The sequence below is a fragment of the Streptomyces sp. HUAS YS2 genome (assembly GCF_033343995.1).
Lineage (GTDB): Bacteria > Actinomycetota > Actinomycetes > Streptomycetales > Streptomycetaceae > Streptomyces > Streptomyces solicathayae.
The window spans coordinates 6,159,848-6,178,485 of sequence record NZ_CP137573.1; the positions used below are offsets into that span (position 1 = coordinate 6,159,848).

The 18,638-nt window shown below is 74.6% G+C and carries 16 protein-coding genes and 1 pseudogene; 10 read left to right on the forward strand and 7 right to left on the reverse strand.

Going from position 1 to position 18,638, the window contains the following annotated elements:
* Window positions 1–12 precede the first annotated feature (12 nt).
* The gene (locus R2D22_RS28515; protein WP_318107556.1) at window positions 13–786 is read right to left on the reverse strand and encodes an IclR family transcriptional regulator; all 774 of its coding nucleotides are present in this window, start codon (window positions 784–786) and stop codon (window positions 13–15) included.
* A gap of 90 nt (window positions 787–876) precedes the next feature.
* Here R2D22_RS28515 and R2D22_RS28520 point away from each other — a divergent pair, with 90 nt between their 5' ends.
* The 4 genes from R2D22_RS28520 to R2D22_RS28535 all read left to right on the forward strand — a co-directional run bounded on the left by R2D22_RS28520 (window position 877) and on the right by R2D22_RS28535 (window position 4,871).
* Window positions 877–2,379, forward strand: a complete 1,503-nt coding sequence (locus tag R2D22_RS28520) for an aldehyde dehydrogenase (NADP(+)) (RefSeq protein ID WP_318107557.1) — start codon at window positions 877–879, stop codon at window positions 2,377–2,379.
* 68 nt (window positions 2,380–2,447) lie between these two features.
* Window positions 2,448–2,945: a GNAT family N-acetyltransferase gene (locus R2D22_RS28525; protein WP_318107558.1), complete on the forward strand. Its 498-nt coding sequence runs from the start codon at window positions 2,448–2,450 to the stop codon at window positions 2,943–2,945.
* A 59-nt stretch (window positions 2,946–3,004) separates the two neighbouring features.
* Complete coding sequence (locus R2D22_RS28530) at window positions 3,005–3,724, forward strand: DsbA family oxidoreductase (protein ID WP_318107559.1); 720 nt, start codon at window positions 3,005–3,007, stop codon at window positions 3,722–3,724.
* A 94-nt stretch (window positions 3,725–3,818) separates the two neighbouring features.
* Window positions 3,819–4,871: an aminotransferase class V-fold PLP-dependent enzyme gene (locus R2D22_RS28535; protein ID WP_318107560.1), complete on the forward strand. Its 1,053-nt coding sequence runs from the start codon at window positions 3,819–3,821 to the stop codon at window positions 4,869–4,871.
* A 61-nt stretch (window positions 4,872–4,932) separates the two neighbouring features.
* On the opposite strand, the gene R2D22_RS28540 is transcribed toward R2D22_RS28535, so the two are convergent.
* The gene (locus tag R2D22_RS28540; protein WP_318107561.1) at window positions 4,933–5,439 is read right to left on the reverse strand and encodes a MarR family winged helix-turn-helix transcriptional regulator; all 507 of its coding nucleotides are present in this window, start codon (window positions 5,437–5,439) and stop codon (window positions 4,933–4,935) included.
* Between the two features lie 127 nt (window positions 5,440–5,566).
* Here R2D22_RS28540 and R2D22_RS28545 point away from each other — a divergent pair, with 127 nt between their 5' ends.
* Window positions 5,567–6,646: an alkene reductase gene (locus tag R2D22_RS28545; protein ID WP_318107562.1), complete on the forward strand. Its 1,080-nt coding sequence runs from the start codon at window positions 5,567–5,569 to the stop codon at window positions 6,644–6,646.
* Window positions 6,647–6,733: 87 nt separating this feature from the next.
* Here R2D22_RS28545 and R2D22_RS28550 read toward each other — a convergent pair whose 3' ends face one another.
* Window positions 6,734–7,834 (reverse strand): pyridoxal-phosphate-dependent aminotransferase family protein, encoded by a 1,101-nt coding sequence (locus R2D22_RS28550; RefSeq protein WP_318110037.1) that lies wholly within the window; start codon window positions 7,832–7,834, stop codon window positions 6,734–6,736.
* 281 nt (window positions 7,835–8,115) lie between these two features.
* Between R2D22_RS28550 and R2D22_RS28555 the strand changes: the two genes are divergently transcribed.
* Both R2D22_RS28555 and R2D22_RS28560 read left to right on the forward strand, forming a co-directional pair.
* Window positions 8,116–9,633: an FG-GAP-like repeat-containing protein gene (locus R2D22_RS28555; protein WP_318107563.1), complete on the forward strand. Its 1,518-nt coding sequence runs from the start codon at window positions 8,116–8,118 to the stop codon at window positions 9,631–9,633.
* 89 nt (window positions 9,634–9,722) lie between these two features.
* Window positions 9,723–10,814: an amidohydrolase family protein gene (locus R2D22_RS28560; RefSeq protein ID WP_318107564.1), complete on the forward strand. Its 1,092-nt coding sequence runs from the start codon at window positions 9,723–9,725 to the stop codon at window positions 10,812–10,814.
* Between the two features lie 464 nt (window positions 10,815–11,278).
* Here R2D22_RS28560 and R2D22_RS28565 read toward each other — a convergent pair whose 3' ends face one another.
* A complete protein-coding gene (locus tag R2D22_RS28565; RefSeq protein WP_318107565.1) occupies window positions 11,279–11,845 on the reverse strand; it encodes a GNAT family N-acetyltransferase in 567 nt (188 codons plus the stop codon).
* The gene (locus R2D22_RS28570) at window positions 11,829–13,964 is read right to left on the reverse strand and encodes a penicillin acylase family protein (RefSeq protein ID WP_318107566.1); all 2,136 of its coding nucleotides are present in this window, start codon (window positions 13,962–13,964) and stop codon (window positions 11,829–11,831) included. The genes R2D22_RS28565 and R2D22_RS28570 overlap by 17 nt, the downstream gene beginning before the upstream one ends.
* Window positions 13,965–14,033: 69 nt before the next feature.
* On the opposite strand from R2D22_RS28570, the pseudogene R2D22_RS28575 reads away from it, so the two are divergent.
* A pseudogene (locus tag R2D22_RS28575) lies at window positions 14,034–14,645 on the forward strand (siderophore-interacting protein); the annotation flags it as partial.
* Window positions 14,646–14,950: 305 nt separating this feature from the next.
* A complete protein-coding gene (locus R2D22_RS28580) occupies window positions 14,951–15,907 on the forward strand; it encodes an SCO1860 family LAETG-anchored protein (protein WP_318107567.1) in 957 nt (318 codons plus the stop codon).
* A 206-nt stretch (window positions 15,908–16,113) separates the two neighbouring features.
* On the opposite strand, the gene cobC is transcribed toward R2D22_RS28580, so the two are convergent.
* Together cobC and R2D22_RS36160 are read right to left on the reverse strand one after the other, a co-directional pair.
* Entirely contained in the window at window positions 16,114–17,178 is a 1,065-nt protein-coding gene (gene cobC / locus R2D22_RS28585) for an Rv2231c family histidinol phosphate aminotransferase CobC (RefSeq protein WP_318107568.1), read from the reverse strand.
* Complete coding sequence (locus R2D22_RS36160) at window positions 17,109–17,996, reverse strand: cobalamin biosynthesis protein (protein ID WP_411977092.1); 888 nt, start codon at window positions 17,994–17,996, stop codon at window positions 17,109–17,111. Before R2D22_RS36160 ends, cobC begins: the two co-directional genes overlap by 70 nt.
* Between R2D22_RS36160 and R2D22_RS28595 the strand changes: the two genes are divergently transcribed.
* Entirely contained in the window at window positions 17,913–18,638 is a 726-nt protein-coding gene (locus R2D22_RS28595; protein WP_318107569.1) for a ZIP family metal transporter, read from the forward strand. The two genes, R2D22_RS36160 and R2D22_RS28595, sit on opposite strands and share 84 nt — an antisense overlap.

The following is an 18,638-nucleotide window of genomic DNA, read 5'->3' on the forward strand; positions in this document are numbered from 1 at the left end:
CGGGTGCGCCGCTCAGAGGCGCCGGGTCGCCAGCGTCAGCCGGTCCCGCGCGTCGAACAGGGCGTCCTTGATCAGCTGCTCGTGTCCGGGGGCCAGCCGGGCCACCGGCACCGAGCAGCTGACCGCGTCCCGCGCCGGCGTCCGGTACGGGATCGCGATGCCGAAGCAGCGCAGGCCGAGCGTGTTCTCCTCGCGGTCCACGGCGTAGCCCTGCTCGCGGACCAGCGCCAGCTCCTCGATGAGCCGCTCGCGGTCGGTGACGGTGTGCTCGGTGACCGCGGTCAGCCGTTCCGGCAGCATCCGGCGCACCTGCTCGTCGGTGTGCGTGGCCAGCAACGCCTTGCCCAGCGCCGTCGAATGGGCCGGCAGCCGGCGCCCGACACGGGTGAACGGCCGCAGATGGTGCTGGGACTGACGGGTCGCCAGATAGACCACGCTGGTGCCGTCGAGCCGCGCCAGGTGGATGGTCTCGGTGGTGTCGTCGGAGAGCCGGTCCAGGGTCGGCCGGGCCGCCGCGACGACCTCGTCGCCGTCGAGGTACGCGGCGCCGACGAGCAGCGCCCGGACGCCGATCCCGTACCGTGTGCCCGTCGCGTCGGTCTCCACCCAGCCGAGCTCGACGAGGGTGCGCAGCAACATGTACAGGCTGGACTTCGGGTAGCCGACGGCCTGCTGGACCGACGCCAGCGTGTGCATCCCGGGCCGGTCGGCGAAGTACTCCAGCAGTTCGACCGTGCGCACCGCGGACTTGACCTGAGCTCCGCCCGAATCGCCGCCCGTGGACATGTGCCCCTCCGCCCTCTTGTTTGAACGGTCCGCCCGTTCATACATTCACGTGCAGGAACTGCGTTCAGAGTAGCGAACAGGGGCGTGACGGTGGCAGCGGAACCAGTGTGGAGCGTGGACCCCCGGACCGGAAAGGCTCGCGAGCAGGTCGCGGTGGAGGCCACGGCCGAGGAGGTCGACCAGGCCGTCCGGGCCGCGCACGCCGCCCGCGCCGCGCTGGCCGACCGTACCGCCCGGGCGGCCCTGCTCCGCGCCGCCGCGGACCTGCTCGACGCGGCGGGCGAGCACGTCATCGAGGCCGCCGACGCCGAGACCGCGCTCGGTCCGACCCGGCTCACCGGCGAACTCGCCCGGACCACGGGACAGTTGCGGCTGTTCGCGGAGGCGGTGGAGGAGGGCTCCTTCCTCGACATCCGGGTCGACCGGCCGGACCCGGACCGCACCCCGCCCTGGCCCGACCTGCGCCGGATGAAGATCCCGCTCGGCGTCGTCGCCGTGTACGCCGCGAGCAACTTCCCGCTCGCCTTCTCCGTCCCGGGCGGCGACACCGCCAGCGCCCTCGCGGCCGGCTGCCCGGTCGTCGTCAAGGCGCACCCCGACCACCCGGCGACCTCCGAGCTCTGCGCCTCCCTGCTGCGCCGGGCCGCCGTCCGGGCGGGGCTGCCCGAGGACGTCGTCGTCCTCGTCCACGGCTTCGAGGCGGGCACGGAGCTGATCCGCCATCCGCTGGTCGCCGCCGCCGGGTTCACGGGCTCCGTACGGGGCGGGCGGGCGCTCTTCGACGCGGCCGCCGCCCGTCCGGTACCGATCCCCTTCCACGGCGAACTCGGCTCCCTCAACCCGGTCGTGGTCACCGAGGCCGCCGCCGAGGAGCGGGCCGCCGCGATCGGCGCCGGCCTCGCGGCCTCCATGACCCTCGGCGAGGGCCAGTTCTGCACCAAGCCCGGCTTCGTCCTGGCCCCCGAGGGAGAGGCCGGGGACCGGTTCCTGAAGGCGCTGACCGCGGCCGTCAGCGAGACCGAGCCGGGCGTGATGCTCGACCACCGCATGCGGGAGGCGTTCGTCGCCGGCGTGGCCGAACGAGCCGCGCTGCCCGGGGTGACCGCGCCGCTGACGCCGGGCGCGGGCGGCCCGCACACCGTCAGCGCCGGATGCCTGATGCTCCCCGCCGCACCGCTCGCCACCGCCGGGCCGCACGACCTGCTCCTGGAGGAGTGCTTCGGGCCCGTCACCGTCGTCGCCCGGTACGGTTCCCGGGAGGAGATCAGCGCGGTGCTGTCCCGGCTCCCCGGCAACCTCACCGCCACCCTCCACACGACCGACGAGGACCCCGAGGCCGCGTCCCTGCTCGCCGAACTCGCCCCGCTCGCAGGCCGCGTCCTCGTCGACGGCTGGCCCACCGGCGTCGCCGTCGCGCCCGCCCAGCACCACGGCGGCCCGTACCCGGCGACCACCGCGGCCTCCACCTCCGTCGGCACGGCCGCCGTCGAACGCTGGCTGCGCCCGATCACGTACCAGTCGACGCCGGACCGCCTGCTGCCCCCGGAACTGCGCGACGGCAACCCGCTGGGTCTGCCGAGGCGCGAGGGTTAGACGCTCAGGGCACCGTCACCACCGGTGCGCCACGGAACCTCCGCGCCCGCCCGTTCGTCCGACAGGTCGTGATCAGACCCGCCACCGCCGAGGACCTCGACGCCATCGCCGCGCTGCATCGCGCGGCGCGCGCCACCTACTACCGGGACCGGCTCCCGGAGGACGCGTACGACGGGCCGTCGGAGCTCGCGCGGTCCCGCGCCGCCTGGGCGACCGCCGTCGCGGAGGGACGGGTGCTGTGCGCCGTGCGGGACGGGGAGATCGCCGGGGTCGCCGCGCACGGCGTCCGCGACGGCGTGGCGCACCTCGGCCAGCTCCACGTCGCCCCCGCCCACTGGCGGCGCGGCGTCGGCACCGAGCTGCACCGCGCCTGCGTCGACGCGTGGCGGGCAGGGGGTGTGACGACCGTCCGGCTCGACGTGTACGAGCACAACACCCGCGCCCAGGCCTTCTACGCGGCGCACGGCTGGGAGGTCGACCCGGACGTCCCGCGCGCCTCCACGCACCTGGTGCTCCGGCTCACACTCGCGCCGTCCGAGGAATGGGACGCAGCCCGGCCGCGTTGACCCCGGGAGTGAGCGGAGGAGACCCCTCCGGGCCGTACGAGCGGAAGAGAAGCTGACACATGCGCGTCGAGATCTGGAGCGACATCGCCTGTCCCTGGTGCTACATCGGGAAGGCGCGCTTCGAGAAGGGGCTCGCGGCCTTCGCCCACCGCGACGACATCGAGGTCGTGCACCGCTCCTTCGAGCTCGACCCGAACCGCGCCAAGGGCGACACCGGCCCCGTCCTCGAGATGCTGGCGAAGAAGTACGGCCGGACCCTCGACGAGGCCCGCGCGATGGAGGAGCACGTCGCCTCCAACGCCCGTTCCGAGGGCCTGGAGTACCGCACCGAGGGCCGCGACCACGGCAACACCTTCGACATCCACCGGCTGCTGCACCTCGCCCGCGAGCGCGGCCGGCAGAACGAGCTGCTCGACCTCGCCTACCGGGCCAACTTCGCCGAGGAGCGCTCGGTCTTCGACGCGGAGACCCTGGTCGTGCTGGGCGTCGAGGCCGGTCTCGACGAGGCCGAGGTCCGTGCCGTCCTCGCCGACGGGTCCGCGTACGCCGACGCCGTACGGGCCGACGAGCGCGAGGCGGCCGAGCTGGGCGCGAACAGTGTGCCGTTCTTCGTGCTCGACCGCCGCTACGGGGTCTCCGGCGGCCAGCCCGCCGAGGTCTTCACGCAGGCGCTGGAGCAGGCATGGGACAGCCGCGCCCCGCAGCCGGTCGCGGTCATCGCCGCCGCCGGTTCCTCCGACGCTCCGGTCTGCGACGTGGACGGCACCTGCGAGGTCTGACCTCCGCAGGCCCGGCCACGCATAAGCGTTCCTTAGAAGCAACCCTCAATTCTTTGTGATTGACTTTGAGTTGAGGGTTCCCCAGGCTGGGGCCATGGAGATCGAGAACCTCGGGGGCGACGAGTTCGCCCCCACGCAGACGTACCTGAACACCTCCACCTGCGGCCTCCTGCCGCGCCGCGCGGTCGCGGCCGTGACCGCGCTGGCCGCGGAACTCGCCGCGGGACGGCCCGGCGGCTCCGGCAACGACGAGGCCGTCGAGGCGGCGCGCGCCTCCTTCGCCCGGATCGTCGGCGTCGCCCCGGAGCGGGTCGCCACCGGCGGCTCGGTCGCGGTGCACGTCGGGCTGATCGCCCAGTCACTGCCGGCCGGCGCCGAAATCCTCTTCCCCGAGGGTGAGTTCAGCTCGGTCATCGACCCGTTCCTGGTCCGTGGCGACCTGAAGCTCCGGTACGTCCCGCTGGAGCGGCTCGCCGACGCCGTCCGTCCGGGCACCGCGCTGGTCGCCCTCTCGGCCGTCCAGTCCTCCGACGGCCGCACCGCCGACCTGGCCGCCGTGCGCGCCGCGGCCGCCGCGCACGGCGCCCGCATCCTGCTGGACGCCACCCAGGCGGCGGGCTGGCTGCCGCTGCGCGCCGGGGAGTACGACTACACCGTCACCGGCGGCTTCAAGTACCTGACCTGTCCGCGCGGTGTCTCCTTCCTCACCGTCACCGAGGAGGCGCAGGAGTCGCTGCTCCCGCTCCACGCGGGCATGGCCGCGGCAGCGGACGTGTGGGGCAGCGTGTACGGCCCGCTCGCCGAACTCGCCCCCTCGGCCCTCCGGTTCGACGAGCCGCCGGCCTTTCTCTCGTACCACGGCGCGGCCGCCTCGCTGTCGCTCCTCGAGGAGATCGGCATCGACCGCGTGCACGCCCACGGCACGGCGCTGGCCGCCCGCTTCCGGGCCGGCATGGACCGCATCGGCCGGCCCGCCGTCGCAGACGACTCCGTCGTGGTCGCGGTCCCCGGGCTCGGCGACCGTCACGCCGAGCTGCTGGCCGCGGGGGTCGTCACCTCGGCCCGTGCGGGCAACCTGCGGCTGTCCTTCCACCTCTACAACACGGCCGCCGACGTGGACCGCGCACTGGACGTGCTCTCCGGCTGACGCGCTCCCGGCCGACGTGTTCGCGGGCCGACGTGCCCCGGGCTGACGCGCTCCCGGGTCGTCAGCAGACCTCCGGCGGGCAGTCGGAGGTCCCCTCCTCGCACAGCCCCTCCTCGACCCGGGTCAGCAGCCGCTCCAGCGTGGCGCGCTCGTCCGGGTCGAGGTTCTTCAGGGTGACCTCCTCCAGGGTTGCCCAGGCCCCCGCGACCTGTGTGCGCAGCTGCTCGCTCTCCTCCGTCGGCTCCACCAGCACCGCGCGGCGGTCGGCGGGGTCGGGGGAGCGGCGCACATGGCCGGCCTGCTCCAGGCGCTGGAGCATCTTCGTCATGGTCGACGGGTCGAGCCCCATCTCCTTGATCAGCTCCGACTGGCGGGCCGGCCCGCCCTCCCACAGTCGCATCATCAGGAACTCCTGGCCCGGGTAGAGCCCGAGATCCCGGAGCAGCCGGGCCGCGATCATCCGGTGCACCCGGAACGTCCGGGCCAGCGTGCAGCTGACCGGCGCGTGCTCCGTGACCGGCGGCCGGCCTTCGGCGGCGCCCTGGGGTCCGGGACAGTCCGCGGACATCGATCCTCCTCGTATGCGTTCGGGTCCAGATTACCTTGGTCGGCCAATTAATGGGTTACAGTGGCGTCCGGGCCATTTACTTGGCCGACCACATAAACCCGTTTCCCACCTGTGCCAGGGGGCAGAGATGACCACCGCGTTCGACCCGATCGACCTGGCCGGCACCCGCCTCGCCAACCGTATCGCCATGGCCCCGATGACCCGCAGCCGGGCGGACGGCGAGAGCCGCACGCCGACCGCGCTGGCCGTCGAGTACTACACCCAGCGCGCCTCTGCCGGCCTGATCGTCACCGAGGGCGTCCAGCCCTCGGCGGTCGGCCAGGGCTACCCGAACACCCCGGGCCTGCACAGCCGCGAGCAGATCGTGGCCTGGCGCGAGGTCACCGACGCCGTGCACGCCGCGGGCGGCCGGATCTTCGCCCAGCTCATGCACGCGGGCCGGATCGGACACCCCGACGTCCTCGACGGCGAGTTGCATCCGGTCGGCCCCTCCGCCGTCGCCGCGGCCGGACAGGTCTACACGCTCGGGGGGCCCAAGGACTACGTCGTCCCCGTCGAACTGACCGGGGACGAGGTCCGTGCCACCGTCTCCGACATCGCCGCCGCCGCCCGCAACGCCGTCGAGGCGGGCTTCGACGGCGTGGAGATCCACGGGGCCAACGGCTACCTGGTCCAGCAGTTCCTCTCCACGAGCACCAACCACCGCACCGACGAGTGGGGCGGCTCCGTCGAGAACCGCGTCCGCTTCGCGGTCGAGGTCGTCCGCGCCGTCGCCGAGGAGATCGGCCCCGAGCGCACCGGCCTGCGCATCTCCCCGGCCGGCACGTACAACGACATCGCGGAGACGGAGATCGAGGAGACGTACGCCGCGCTGGTCGCCGCGATCGAGCCGCTCGGCATCGCGTACCTGCACGTGACGGAGACCGTCCCGGGCACCCGCGACCTCACGCTCGCGCTGCGCAAGCAGTTCTCCGGGACCTTCGTGCTCAACCCGTTCACCGAGGGTCCGACGAGCCGCGCCGAACTCGCCCTGATCGAGGAGGGCGTCGCCGACATCGTCGCCTTCGGCCGCCTCTTCATCGCCAACCCCGACCTGCCCGCCCGCCTCGCGTCGGACGGTCCGTACAACGAGGGCGACCAGCAGAGCTTCTACGCCGGTGACGCCCGCGGCTACATCGACTACCCGGCGCTGACGCCGGCCGCGTGACGGAGCGCGGCGGACACGTACGTACGAGAGCAGGGGGCGGGCCGCACGAGCGGCCCGCCCCCTGCCGGTGCGTACGTGTCCGGCGTCCTACGCCCACGCCTCCGTGACCGCGCGCCGCGCGCCCTCCAGGTCCACCGTCCGGCCCGTCTCGCCGAGCACCGCGCCCAGCGCCGCCAGCGAGGACTGCACCGCGCCCGGCGTCGCGTCCACGCCGTAGTGGTTCACCCGGATCATCTCCTTCGCCAACGCGCCCCCGCCCGCGATCAGCGGCAGCGACGGGTCCGCCGACAGCGCCTTCGCGACCAGCTCGGACGCGTCCACCCCGGCCGGCGCGCGCAGCGTCGTCGCCACCGGGGCCGCGTCCCGCGCCTCGTGCACGTACGGCTCCAGGCCGCCGCCCAGCGCCAGCGCACCCGCCCGGGTCGCCGCCGCGGCCGACGCGTGCCGGCCCATCAGCGCGTCCAGGCCCTCCGCCTCGATCCGCTCCAGGCAGGCCTCCAGGGCCAGCATCTCCAGCTGCGCCGGAGCGTGCAGCAGCGCCTTGCGGCCGCCGTCGATCCAGCGCTCCTTCCAGTCGAGCAGCGACAGGTACGAGCGGCGCGGCGCGGCCGGGTTGGCGGCGAACCGCTCCCAGGCCCGCTCGCTCACCGACACCGCCGACACGCCCGCCGGGCCGCCCATCGCCTTCTGCGCGCCGATGATGCACATGTCGACGCCCCAGGCGTCCGGCAGCACCGGCTCCGCGCCGACCGAGGCCACCGCGTCCAGGTAGAACAGCGCGCCGTGCGCCCGCACCACCTCGCCGATCTCCGCGACCGGGTTGGTGTTGCCGGTCGCCGCCTCGGCGTGCACCAGGGACACGAAGTCGATCTCCGGGTGCTCGGCGAGCGCCCGCTCCACCTGCTCGGCCGTCACGGCGGTGTGGAACGGCACCTCCAGGTCGACCACCGTCGCCCCGCAGTCGCGCAGCCAGTTGCCGAAGGTCTGCCCGTACGGCCCGGTCACCACGTTCAGCGCCGTCGAACCGGCCCGCGCGCCGCTGCGGATGCAGCCCTCCAGCGGTAGCAGCGCCTCGCCCTGGGTGATCACGACGTCCTGCTCGGTGGAGAGCAGGGCGGCGACGCGGCGCTCGATGGAAGCGAAGTGCGCGGCGGTCAGCGGAGCCAGGTCCAGGAGCGGGTGTGTCACGGTCACGGCGGTGCCTCTTCGACTCGGTTCGGTGCGGTGTGCTGCGTGCGGTGCGTCGTGTGCGGCGCGTTTGCTGCGGTTCGTGCGGGTCCAGGGTATCGAGCGGCCCTCGCCGGACCGCGGGGGCGGTCCGGATCTTCGCTGTCAAAACGTGACATCCCCCGCGTACAACCCTGACGGTTCATCACCCGTCAAAGAGGGCGACGGACAAGGGACGGGCCTTTTCCGGACACACCCCCATTGCCGCCCGGATCAACTTCTGTGCAACCAGGAGCCGCTCCATGCGCAAGAACCGCACCGCCGCCCTCACCGCGGCGACGTTCCTCCTCATCGCGGGCGCGGGGATCATGACCGCGCCCGCCGCCCACGCCGGGGTCCCCGGCGGAACCCGCGCCGACGACCGCAACTGCGACTTCAACGGCGACGGATACGAAGACGTCCTGGTCGGCGCGCCCGGCGCGCCCGTCGGCGGGAAGCGGGGCGCCGGCCTCGTCACCGTCCAGTACGGCTCGGCCAACGGCATCGGCACCCGCCGGGCCGCGGTCATCAGCCAGAACACCAGCGGCGTGCCCGGCAGCGCCGAGACCGGCGACGCCTTCGGCAAGGCCGTCGCCACCGGCGACCTCGACGGCGACGGCTACGACGACGCGATTGTCGGCGTCCCCGGCGAGGACATCGGCACCAAGGTCGACTCCGGTGGCGCGGTGGTCCTCTGGGGATCCCCGCAGGGACTCGTCGGCGCGAACAGCCAGGGTCTGGACAGCCTGCTCGGCGTCACCGCGGGCCGGCGCTTCGGTTCCGCCCTCGGCGCGGCCCGGTTCAGCGCCGAGAGCGCCGGCGACCAGCTGATCGTGCTCGACCGCGACGCGGCGGAGCTGCACCTGTTCGCCGCCGTGCCGCAGCGGAGCGCCACCCGCGCCGACCGGATCCTCCCGCTCACCCGCAGCGCGCTGCGCGCGACCACCGAGACCGAAGAGCCGGTCCGCGACATCGCCGCGAAGTCCGTCACGACCGGGGACTACGACCGGAACGGCTTCGCCGACCTGGTGATCAGCGGCACCAGCCGCGGCGAGGACCCCGGCCACGGCTGGTCCTGGTACATCGCCGGCACGTCCACGGGGCTCGAGTACCAGCGCGCCCTGCGCGGCGGCCCGTCCGTCGCCTCCGGCGACATCAACCGCGACGGGTACGACGACCTGGTCACCGGCGAGCCGAACAGCCCGAACGACGGCGGCGACTGGATGACCGGCGGCCAGGTCGGCGTCTACCTGGGCAGCGCCCAGGGGCCGAAGGGCGCGAGCGGCGTCGGCACCCCGCCGACGTGGTGGACGCAGAACTCGCCCGGCGTGCCCGGCGCGTCGGAGCGCGGCGACGGCTGGGGCGCGGACCTGTCCGTGGCCGACACCAACGGCGACGGCTACGCCGACGTCGCGATCGGCGCGCCCGGGGAGGACATCGGCACGGTCGCCGACGCGGGCATGGTCACCGTGCTGCGCGGCAACTCCCGCGGACTCACCGCGAGCGGGGCCGCGGCCTGGACGCAGGACTCGCCGAACGTGCCCGGAGCGGTCGAGAAGGGCGACAAGTTCGGCGGCCAGGTCCGGCTCGTCGACCCCAACCGCGACGGCCGGTTCGGGCTGCTCGCGGCGGCGCCCGGCGAGAACACGAACGACGGCGTGGTGTGGGTGTTCTCGGCCGGCTCGGGTGGGCTCACCGCGAGCGGCTCGTGGACGTTCGGCGCGGGCTCGTTCGGGGCGCCGTACGTGGACGGGCTGTACGGGGCCGCGATCGACGAGTGACGGACGACGAGTGACGGGCGACGAGTGACGGGCGACGAGTGACGGATCACGCATCCCGCGCGGGCGCCCGCCCCTCGTACAGTGCAGACATGAGCGATCACGTGGTGCTGCATGTGAAGGGGCGGGTGCTCGTCGGCCCGGAGGACGTCCGGGACGAGCTCTGGGTCGTCGACGGCCGGATCACGTACGACCGGCCGGTCGGCGCGGACGACGTCCGGACCGTACGGGGCTGGGCGCTGCCCGGTCTCGTCGACGCGCACTGCCATGTCGGCCTCGACGCGCACGGGCCGGTCGACGCGGCCACCAGCGAGAAGCAGGCGCTGACCGACCGGGACGCCGGCACGCTCCTGATCCGCGACGCCGGATCGCCGTCCGACACCCGGTGGGTCGACGAGCGCGACGACCTCCCGAAGATCATCCGGGCCGGCCGGCACATCGCCCGCACCCGCCGCTACATCCGCAACTTCGCCCACGAGATCGAGCCCGACGAGCTGGTCGCGTACGTCGGCCGGGAGGCCCGGCGCGGCGACGGCTGGGTCAAGCTGGTCGGCGACTGGATCGACCGCGGGGCCGGGGACCTCACGGCCTGCTGGCCGCGCGCCGAGGTCGAGGCGGCGATCGCCGAGGCGCACCGGCTCGGCGCCCGGGTCACCGCGCACTGCTTCGCCGAGGACTCGCTGCGGGACCTGGTGGAGGCGGGCATCGACTGCATCGAGCACGCGACCGGGCTCACCGAGGACACGATCCCGCTGTTCGCCGAGCGCGGCGTCGCGATCGTCCCCACGCTGGTCAACATCGCGACCTTCCCGAAGCTCGCGGCGGGCGGGGACGAGAAGTTCCCCCGCTGGTCGGCGCACATGCGACGGCTGCACGAGCGCCGCTACGACACCGTCGGCGCCGCGTACGACGCGGGCATCCCGATCTTCGTCGGCACCGACGCGGGCGGCTCGCTGCCCCACGGCCTCGTCGCGGCGGAGGTCGAGGAGCTGGTCAAGGCCGGCATCCCGCCGATCGAGGCCCTCTCGGCGACCACCTGGGGCGCCCGCGCCTGGCTCGGCCGCCCCGCCCTCGACGAGGGCGCCCCCGCCGACCTCGTCGTCTACGACGACGACCCCCGAGCCGACGTCCGCTCGCTGGCGGGCCCGCGACGGGTGATCGTCAACGGGCGAGTGATCGGCTGAGCCGGGCCGCCGCGCCGCGGGGCCCTGCGGGGCGGGCGCGGGTCGACTCCGCTGTTGCCGGTTGCGACCGGCCGGCTCCGGCGGGGAATCACCGGGTCGGCCCGGCAACGGACCCCGCCGGGGGCACGCTCGCTCGGGTGATGCCCGTGCTCGTGCCGCGTCGCGGGTGGGCTCGGCCGTCGCCGGCGGCTCCGGCGGGGAAGCCCCGGCCGGGCGGCGGGCCGTCTTCCGGAAGGGACGGCCGGACCGGCAACGGGGCCGGCCCAGGCCCCTCCCTGGCCGAGGACGCGCCCGGCTCGGGTGGCACACCCGCTCGGGGTGATGTCCGAGTTCGTGCCCGCGCCGGTCGGCTCGTACCGCTCGCTCCGAGCGCGCCTCGCGCCGTCCGGGTTCGCGCCGTGGGGCGTGAGCCAGGGCCGCCCGGGCTCACGCGGCCGCGTGCGGCCCGGCCGGGCCGCACGCGTTCAGCGGGTCAGGAAGGCCAGGCGGGCCTTCTTTTCCGGGATGAAGACCTCCGGGAGGTCCACCTCCGGCAGGACGACCTCCGGGCCCAGGGTGAAGCCCGCGCGGGCGAGGCGGGCGACGGCCTTGTCGTTCGCGGCGTCCGGTTCGGCGACGATCCGGGTGCGGTCCTTCAGCGCGAAGTCGACGAGCGCGGTCAGCAGGCCCGCCGTGAAGCCCCGCTCCGGGGCGGCGGCGACCGGCCCGATCAGGAAGTGCACGCCGATGTCGCCCGGCCGCACCTCGTAGCACTCCGACACCCGGTCCGCCTCCGGCTCGTACGTCTGGAACAGCCCGACCGGCTCGCCGTCCCGGTGCACCAGGAAGCCGTGGTGCGTGGTCAGCGAGTCGAGGTGCGCGTAGACGTCCCGGACCTGCTCGACCGTCGTGTCCGCCATGCCCCAGAAGCGTGCCCGCTCCTCGGTGACCCAGCCGTGGATCAGCGCGGCGTCGCGGTCCGGGTCGATGCGGTCGACCCGGACCGTGCCGAAGCCCTCGACGGTCTGCTCGTGCTCAGCGTTCGCGGTCATGATGGTCCTCGTACTCCTTCGTCAGGTGGTTCCAGTCGGTGACGACGGGGGCGAGTTCGCCCCTAAGCCACAGCGGCAGTTGGTCGCGGTGGTGCGGATCGCCGGGCACGCCGGACGCGCCGAACGGCACGATCCACGCACTGCGTTCGCGGTCCGCGAGGTCCCAGACGTACCGGGCGGCCGAGGCCCGCGCCGAGCGGTCCGTGTACCCGGGCACGCTGGACGTCGACAGCACGCAGTCGTGGTCGCCGCCGAGCCCCGGCCACTGCGCGTCGTCGCCGTCCGGCAGCGCCTGCCACGGCGCCAGCCGGTGCGTCGCGCCCCATGCCGGTGGCGGGTCGCCCGCCGCGACCTCCTCCAGCGCCGCGCGTACGATCCGCACCACGTCCGCCTCCGGTACGGGCCCGGCGACCAGCAGCGTCTCCAGCGCGTACGCGACCCGGGGCCCGAGCGCCAGCCAGGGGCGGAACACCGCCGGGTACGGGGCGGGTTCGCGCAGCGCGGCGAACGCCTCGTGCGCGGCCACGCCCCGCACGACGGCCCCGCGGACGGCGGCGAACACCCCGGCGTCCGTGCTCCCGGCGTCCATCCGCCGGTCCCAGGCCAGCAGTCGCGCGCCGAGGACCGCGGCCTCGGGGGAGAGCCACGATGCGTCCTGCCGCCCGACGGCGGCCAGCAGGACGGCCGCGGAGGGGTTGTCGGTGTCCCGGTGGATCGCGGTCGTCCTGTCCGGCGTCCACGCGTCCGACGCCGCCAGTAGCGCGTCGATGCGGGCCGCGCGGTGCGGCGGGGCGAACTCCACGCCCAGCGGGGCCGCGAGGCCCCGGGCGTTGGCCATCACCGCGTGGCCGTCGACGGCCGCGCGCGGGGTCGGCGCGGGGTCCGCCGCCCAGGCGTGCGCGGTCTCCCAGGCCGGTACGATCCGCAGGGAGTTGGCCCGGTCCCGTACCGGCACGTGCCCGGCGACCCGGTGCAGCAGGCCGCCCTCCGTGTCGGCGGCCTGGACCACGTTCACCGGCTCCACCCAGCGGTCGAGCGCACGGTCCACGTCCGCCACGGTCCGGGCCGCGAGCAGCGCCGGCAGCGCGGAGAAGCCGAGCTCCCCGGTGACCCGCGGCGGGTACCGCAGGCTGAGCGCCGCGCCCTCCTCGCCGGGGCCGACAGTGCCCACCTCACCCGGTCCTCCAACGCCCTCCTCACCCGGTCCGCCCGCGATCACCGGGCCCCGGTCCGTCTCGATCACCTCGACCGTCACCGGGTCGCCGGCCGCGACCTCGACCGTCTCGGTGTGGACGGTCGCCGTGCGCCAGCCCTCCGGGCCCAGGGCCTCCACGCCGCCGTCCGCGCCGCGCCGCAGCCGCTCCCGGTACACGTCCTGGTAGTCGGCCATCGCGTTGGTGATCGCCCAGGCGACCCGCCCGGTGTGACCGAAGTGCGCGAGGCCGGGCACGCCGGGCACGGCGAGGCCCACCACGTCGTACTCCGGGCAGGACAGCCTGATCTGCTGGTACACGCCCGGGTCCTCGATGAACCGGTGCGGGTCGCCCGCCACCAGCGCCGCGCCGCTCGCGGTCCGCTCCCCGGCGACCACCCAGCCGTTGGAGCCCGCCGTGCCCGGGCCGTCCGTGGCGAACAGCTCCGTCCACTCCGGTCCGAGCCGGGTCGCCACCTCCTCGCGCCACAGCTTCGTCGGGAACCCGGCGAACAGGATGTGCGTGGACAGCCACACCGCGAGCGGCGTCCACGGCTCCCACCGGCCCGGTACGAGCCCCGTCGCGGCGAACTCGGGGGCGCGCGCGGCCCCTTCCGCTAGGCCGGCGCCGACGCCCTCGGCGTACGCGCGCAGCCAGTCCGCGGTCTCCGGGTCCCGGTCCGCCAGTCGCGCGAAGCACCGCCGCGCCGTGTCCGCGAGCCGCACCCGGCGGGCGAACACGTCCCAGTCGACGGCCTCCGGTCCGAGGAAGGCGGCCGAGCCGCCCAGCGCACGGTGCCGCTCGACCTCCAGCTGCCAGGCGCGGTCGACCGCGGTCACCCGGCCCTGCGCGAAGGCGAGTTCACGCGGGTCGGACGCGCGCAGATGCGGGATCCCCCAGGCGTCCCGGTAGACCTCGATGCTCACTCCGGCCCCGATCTCTCTTAGGTTAGGCTGGCCTAAATTAAGCCACCGCCGCCCGGGACGCAATCCGGGACCGACGGCGGACTGCTCGCCGCCGCCGGTGTCCATCCGACCATGTGGGTCCGGCTCTGGTTCGACAACGGCGGCCGGCCGCACCAGCGCGGCTACACCCTCGTCGACCCGGACCCGGCGGCCGGGACCTTCTCCGTGGAGTTCGCGCTGCACGACGGTCCCGCCTGCGACTGGGCCCGCGCCTGCCGGCCCGGCGACACCATCGAGGCCACCCTCCAGGGCACCGGCTTCACCGCCCCCGAACCGCTCCCGAGCCGGCTCTTCCTGGTCGGCGACCCCGCCTCGCTGCCCGCGGTGAACTCCCTGCTCGACGACGCGCCGGCCACCCCGGCCACCGTGTGGTTCGAGACCTCGCGCCCCGACCACGACGAGCTGCCGATGCGCCTCGACCCGGACCGGCACGACCTGCGCCGGGTCCCGCGCCACGACGGCGGCGCCCACCTCGTCGAGCGGGTCCGCGCCGAACTGCCCGCGCTGCTCGACGCCGAGCCGCAGCCGTACGTCTGGATCGCCTGCGACACCGCGACCACCCGCACCCTCTCCGCGTACGTGCGCAAGGAACTCGGAGTACCGAAGGACCGGGTGCACGCCCTGGGGTACTGGCGACCCTGACGCCCCCGCGGGGGTGGTGCGCCGGGTTGACGGTCCGTGACCCCGGCCCGGCGCGTTTCGTTGAGACATCTCGCGCATTCGCCGGCGTATCGCGCGACGTGCGGGGCACCCGGGAACGCGTGTGTCGAAAGAATCGAATAAGGGCGCGGAAACCCCCCTTTGGAGTGAACTCGCTGCAGGTGTCTGTCAGTTCACTCTTCGTGCGTAAAGATTCCGGTGTCTCGAGTCGCCGAGTCCGCGATCCGCACCCGTGTCCCCGGGTGGGCGGTCGGCGACGCCATGTCTCTTGTGGGGGTTCCACCACCTTGAACAGCAACACCTTCCGCATGCCCGTACGCCGCACCGCCGTCGCCGCGACCGTCGCCGCGCTGGCCGTCGGGCCCGTCGCCCTCGCCGCGCCCGCGGCGCACGCCACGGGCGGCAAGGGTGGCGAGGGGCGCGCGAGCGCCGTCGTCCTGCGGACCGGTCTCGACGTCTCCCTGCTCAACAAGACGGTGCAGGTTCCGCTGAAGGCCTCGCTCAACGAGGTCCAGGCACCGGCGAGTGCCGACAAGACCGCGCTCACCGTCGAGCTGGACGGCGTCGACAAGGGCAAGCCGTTCAGCGTGCTGCGCGCGGACGTGGCCACGGCCAGGGCGACCGTGGGCAAGAAGAAGGCGGAGGGGTACACGAACGTCGCCCGGGCGCGGCTGCACGTGCCCGGTCTTCCGTTGCTGTCCCTGATCGAGGTCGAGAAGGTCACGTCGAAGGCGGTCTGCGAGGTGGGCCGGCAGCCGGTCGCCGAGTCGAACGTGCTCGGCCATGTCACCGTGCTCGGGCAGAAGACCAAGCTCACCGCGGGCGGGACGACCAAAGTGACGGTGCCCGGGGTCGGCGAGGTCACCCTCGACCTGTCGAGGACGCGGACCACCTCGCGCACCGCCGCGGCGACCGCGCTGGAGCTCAAGGTCGAGGTCAACCCGCTCAAGCTGAACGTTGCCGAGGTCAATGGTGTGGTGACGCTCGCCGAGGCGACCTGCGAGACCCCGAAGAGCACGCAGCCGAGCACGCCGCCGTCGGACGAGCCGAGCGAGCCGGGCGAGCCGGGCGAGTCGACGGAGGAGAACACCGGCGTGCAGGCCCAGGGCGGCGACGGGCCCGACCTCGCCGAGACCGGCGGCAGCGCGGCGACTCCGTACCTGGCGGGCGGCGCGGCGGTGCTGCTCGCGGGCGGCGCGGGTGCGCTCGCCCTGACCCGCGCCCGAGGCCGCGCCCGCGGCTGACGCCCGCGTCTCCACCTCCGTTGTGGGCCGGGCGCCTCCGCCACAAGCTCGTACCCGCACCCCGTGTGCGCCGCCCCCGCAAGCGCGGCGCCCACGTGGTGCGGGCAGGAGCATGTGCGGAACGCGCCCGCAGAGGCGCCGTCCCGTGTGCCCACCCGTCCCGCCCTGCGGGACGATTGCCCACACGGGGTCAACCGCTCGGCGCGTCAGCCGGTAGCGCAGCCTGCCATGACCAGCGCCTGGTCCAGCGCCTGGAGGAAGCGGTTCGTCGTGGCGCGGTCCCGGACCGCGAGCCGGAGCCAGTTCCGGTCCAGGCCGGGGAACGTGTCCCCGCGCCGCGCCGCGAAGCCGAGGTCGCGCAGCCGGTCCCGTACGACGTCCGCCCGGTCCACCCGGATCAGGACGAACGAGCCCTCCGCCGCCGCCACCACCCGCACCTCGTCGAACTCCGCGAGCCCGGCCAGCAGATGCGTCCGCTCCACCGCGATCCGGTGCGCCGCGTGCTCCGCCTCCGCCAGCGCCGCCCGCGTCATGCACGCCTCGGCCGCCACCAGCGCCGGAGTCGACACCGGCCACAGCGGCTGTGCGTGCCCGAGCGCCGCGACCGTCTCCGGGTGGGCCAGGACGTAGCCGATCCGCAGCCCCGCCAGACCCCAGGTCTTCGTCAGGCTGCGCAGCACCACCAGGCCCGGCACGTCCGTCCGCCCCGCCAGCGACTCCCGCTCGCCCGGCACCGCGTCCATGAACGCCTCGTCGACCACCAGCGTCCGGCCGGGACGGGCCAGCGAGGCGATCGTCTCCGCGGGATGCAGCACCGACGTCGGGTTCGTCGGATTGCCGATCACCACCAGGTCCGCGTCCTCGGGCACCGCCGCCGGGTCGAGCCGGAACCCGTCCGCCTCGCGCAGCAGCACCCGGCCCACGTCGTGGCCCGCGTCCCGCAGAGCCGCCTCCGGCTCGGTGAACTGCGGGTGCACCACCACCGGCCGGCGCACCGGCAGCGCCCGGGCCAGCAGCACGAAGGCCTCCGCCGCGCCCGCCGTCAGCAGGACCCGGTCGGCCGGCAGGTTGTGCCGCTCCGCGACGGCGGCCCGCGCGGCCCGCCCGTCCGGATACGCGGCCAGCCCCAGCAGGGAGTCCGCGATGCGCTCACGGAGCCAGTCCGGGGGCGTGTTCGTGCGGACGTTGACCGCGAGGTCGATCAGCTTCTCGTCCCGGACCTCCGCGTCACCGTGGTGCCGCAGGTCGTGGACATCGGAGTGCGTATACATGGCCGCCGTGGGGTGAGTGGGGGGTGGACGGCGGGCCGTGGGTTGCGGACCGCCGGTGGAGCGGGGTGGTACTGATCCCGTAACTCCTCGCTGGATCCGACAACTTCGGCGGATCGCTCCCGGACTCCGGGTAAGGGCCCGCGCACCGGAGGTGCGGCGGGCGCGCCGGGTGCGCTCTCACCACCGCTGTACCCGTGTCTCTCCGGCAACAACCGTGCGGCCGGGGCGCCTTCGTTCGGAACATCGCGTCCGTACGGCGCATTCGGGGCACTCCGGGCGATCGCGCACGTCGCGCGCGCGGGTCCCGTCCCGTCCGTGCGCGACTTCCGCTTCGGTACGAGCAGCAGCCCGCCCGGCCCCGCGCCCGCGAGCGCCGCCGCCTCGGCCACCGACGCCGTCCCCGCCACGGCCGCCACGTCCGCCGACGGGTGCGGCACGTCGATCCGCGCCAGCTCCGCCGCCGCGAACGCCCGTACCGGCAGCCCCAGACGCTCCGCCGCGCCCACGACGCCCGGCTCGTCCGCCTTCGCCGCGACCGTCGCGAGCGCCGCGAGGCGGCCCGCACTCAGCCCCGCCGACCGCAGGCACTCCTCGACCAGACCCGCCACCTCGTCCACGGACACGCCACGGCCCGCCCCGACCCCGGCGACGAGATCGCGCTCCGCACCCGGCGCGGCCTCCGCCACCGGGTCGCTGATGTGCGCGGGACGCCGTCCATCGGATAGCAAAGGCCCATGGCCGTACTCGTCGCGCTCGGCGCGTTCCTGATGACGCTGTTCGGCGGCTGGGCGGCGCAGCGCGTCACCGACCGCCGCCATCTCGTGCTCGGCCTGGCCGGCGGCCTGATGCTCGGCGTCGTCGGACTCGACCTGCTGCCCGAGGCGATGGAGGCCGCGGGCGACGAGGTCTTCGGCGTACCCGGGGCGCTGCTGCTCTTCGTCGGCGGCTTCCTCTTCACCCACCTCGTGGAACGCCTGCTGGCCGTCCGTCAGGCCGCCCACGGAGTCGAGGCGGGGGAGCGATTGCCGCAGGTCGGCCTCACCGCGGCAGCCGCGATGGTCGCGCACAGCCTGATGGACGGCATCGCGCTCGGCGCCGCGTTCCAGGTCGGCGGCGGCATGGGCGCCGCCGTCGCGCTGGCCGTCGTCAGCCACGACTTCGCCGACGGGTTCAACACGTACACGATCACCAGCCTGTACGGGAACGCCCGCCGCAAGGCCGTCGCCATGCTGGTCGCGGACGCGATCGCGCCGGTCCTCGGCGCCGCGTCCACCTTGCTGTTCACCCTTCCGGAGGAACTTCTCGGCGGCTATCTCGGGTTCTTCGGCGGCGCGCTGCTCTACCTCGCCGCGTCCGAGATCCTGCCCGAGGCCCATCACGAACACCCCGCGCGCTCCACCCTGCTGTGCACGGTGGCGGGCGTGGGCTTCATCTGGCTCGTGGTGGGCCTGGCGGGCTGA

What these genes read in the sequence shown, in the direction of transcription:
- R2D22_RS28545 (WP_318107562.1), top strand. Translation starts at nt 5,567, where the DNA reads ATGACCACCGCGTTCGACCCGATCGACCTGGCCGGCACCCGCCTCGCC.
- R2D22_RS28530 (WP_318107559.1), top strand. Translation starts at nt 3,005, where the DNA reads ATGCGCGTCGAGATCTGGAGCGACATCGCCTGTCCCTGGTGCTACATC.
- R2D22_RS28535 (WP_318107560.1), top strand. Translation starts at nt 3,819, where the DNA reads ATGGAGATCGAGAACCTCGGGGGCGACGAGTTCGCCCCCACGCAGACG.
- R2D22_RS28540 (WP_318107561.1), bottom strand. Translation starts at nt 5,439, where the DNA reads ATGTCCGCGGACTGTCCCGGACCCCAGGGCGCCGCCGAAGGCCGGCCG.
- R2D22_RS28565 (WP_318107565.1), bottom strand. Translation starts at nt 11,845, where the DNA reads ATGACCGCGAACGCTGAGCACGAGCAGACCGTCGAGGGCTTCGGCACG.
- cobC (WP_318107568.1), bottom strand. Translation starts at nt 17,178, where the DNA reads ATGTATACGCACTCCGATGTCCACGACCTGCGGCACCACGGTGACGCG.
- R2D22_RS28555 (WP_318107563.1), top strand. Translation starts at nt 8,116, where the DNA reads ATGCGCAAGAACCGCACCGCCGCCCTCACCGCGGCGACGTTCCTCCTC.
- R2D22_RS28595 (WP_318107569.1), top strand. Translation starts at nt 17,913, where the DNA reads ATGGCCGTACTCGTCGCGCTCGGCGCGTTCCTGATGACGCTGTTCGGC.
- R2D22_RS36160 (WP_411977092.1), bottom strand. Translation starts at nt 17,996, where the DNA reads ATGGCGGCGGTCGGTGACGCGCTGCGCCGCCCAGCCGCCGAACAGCGT.
- R2D22_RS28560 (WP_318107564.1), top strand. Translation starts at nt 9,723, where the DNA reads ATGAGCGATCACGTGGTGCTGCATGTGAAGGGGCGGGTGCTCGTCGGC.
- R2D22_RS28515 (WP_318107556.1), bottom strand. Translation starts at nt 786, where the DNA reads ATGTCCACGGGCGGCGATTCGGGCGGAGCTCAGGTCAAGTCCGCGGTG.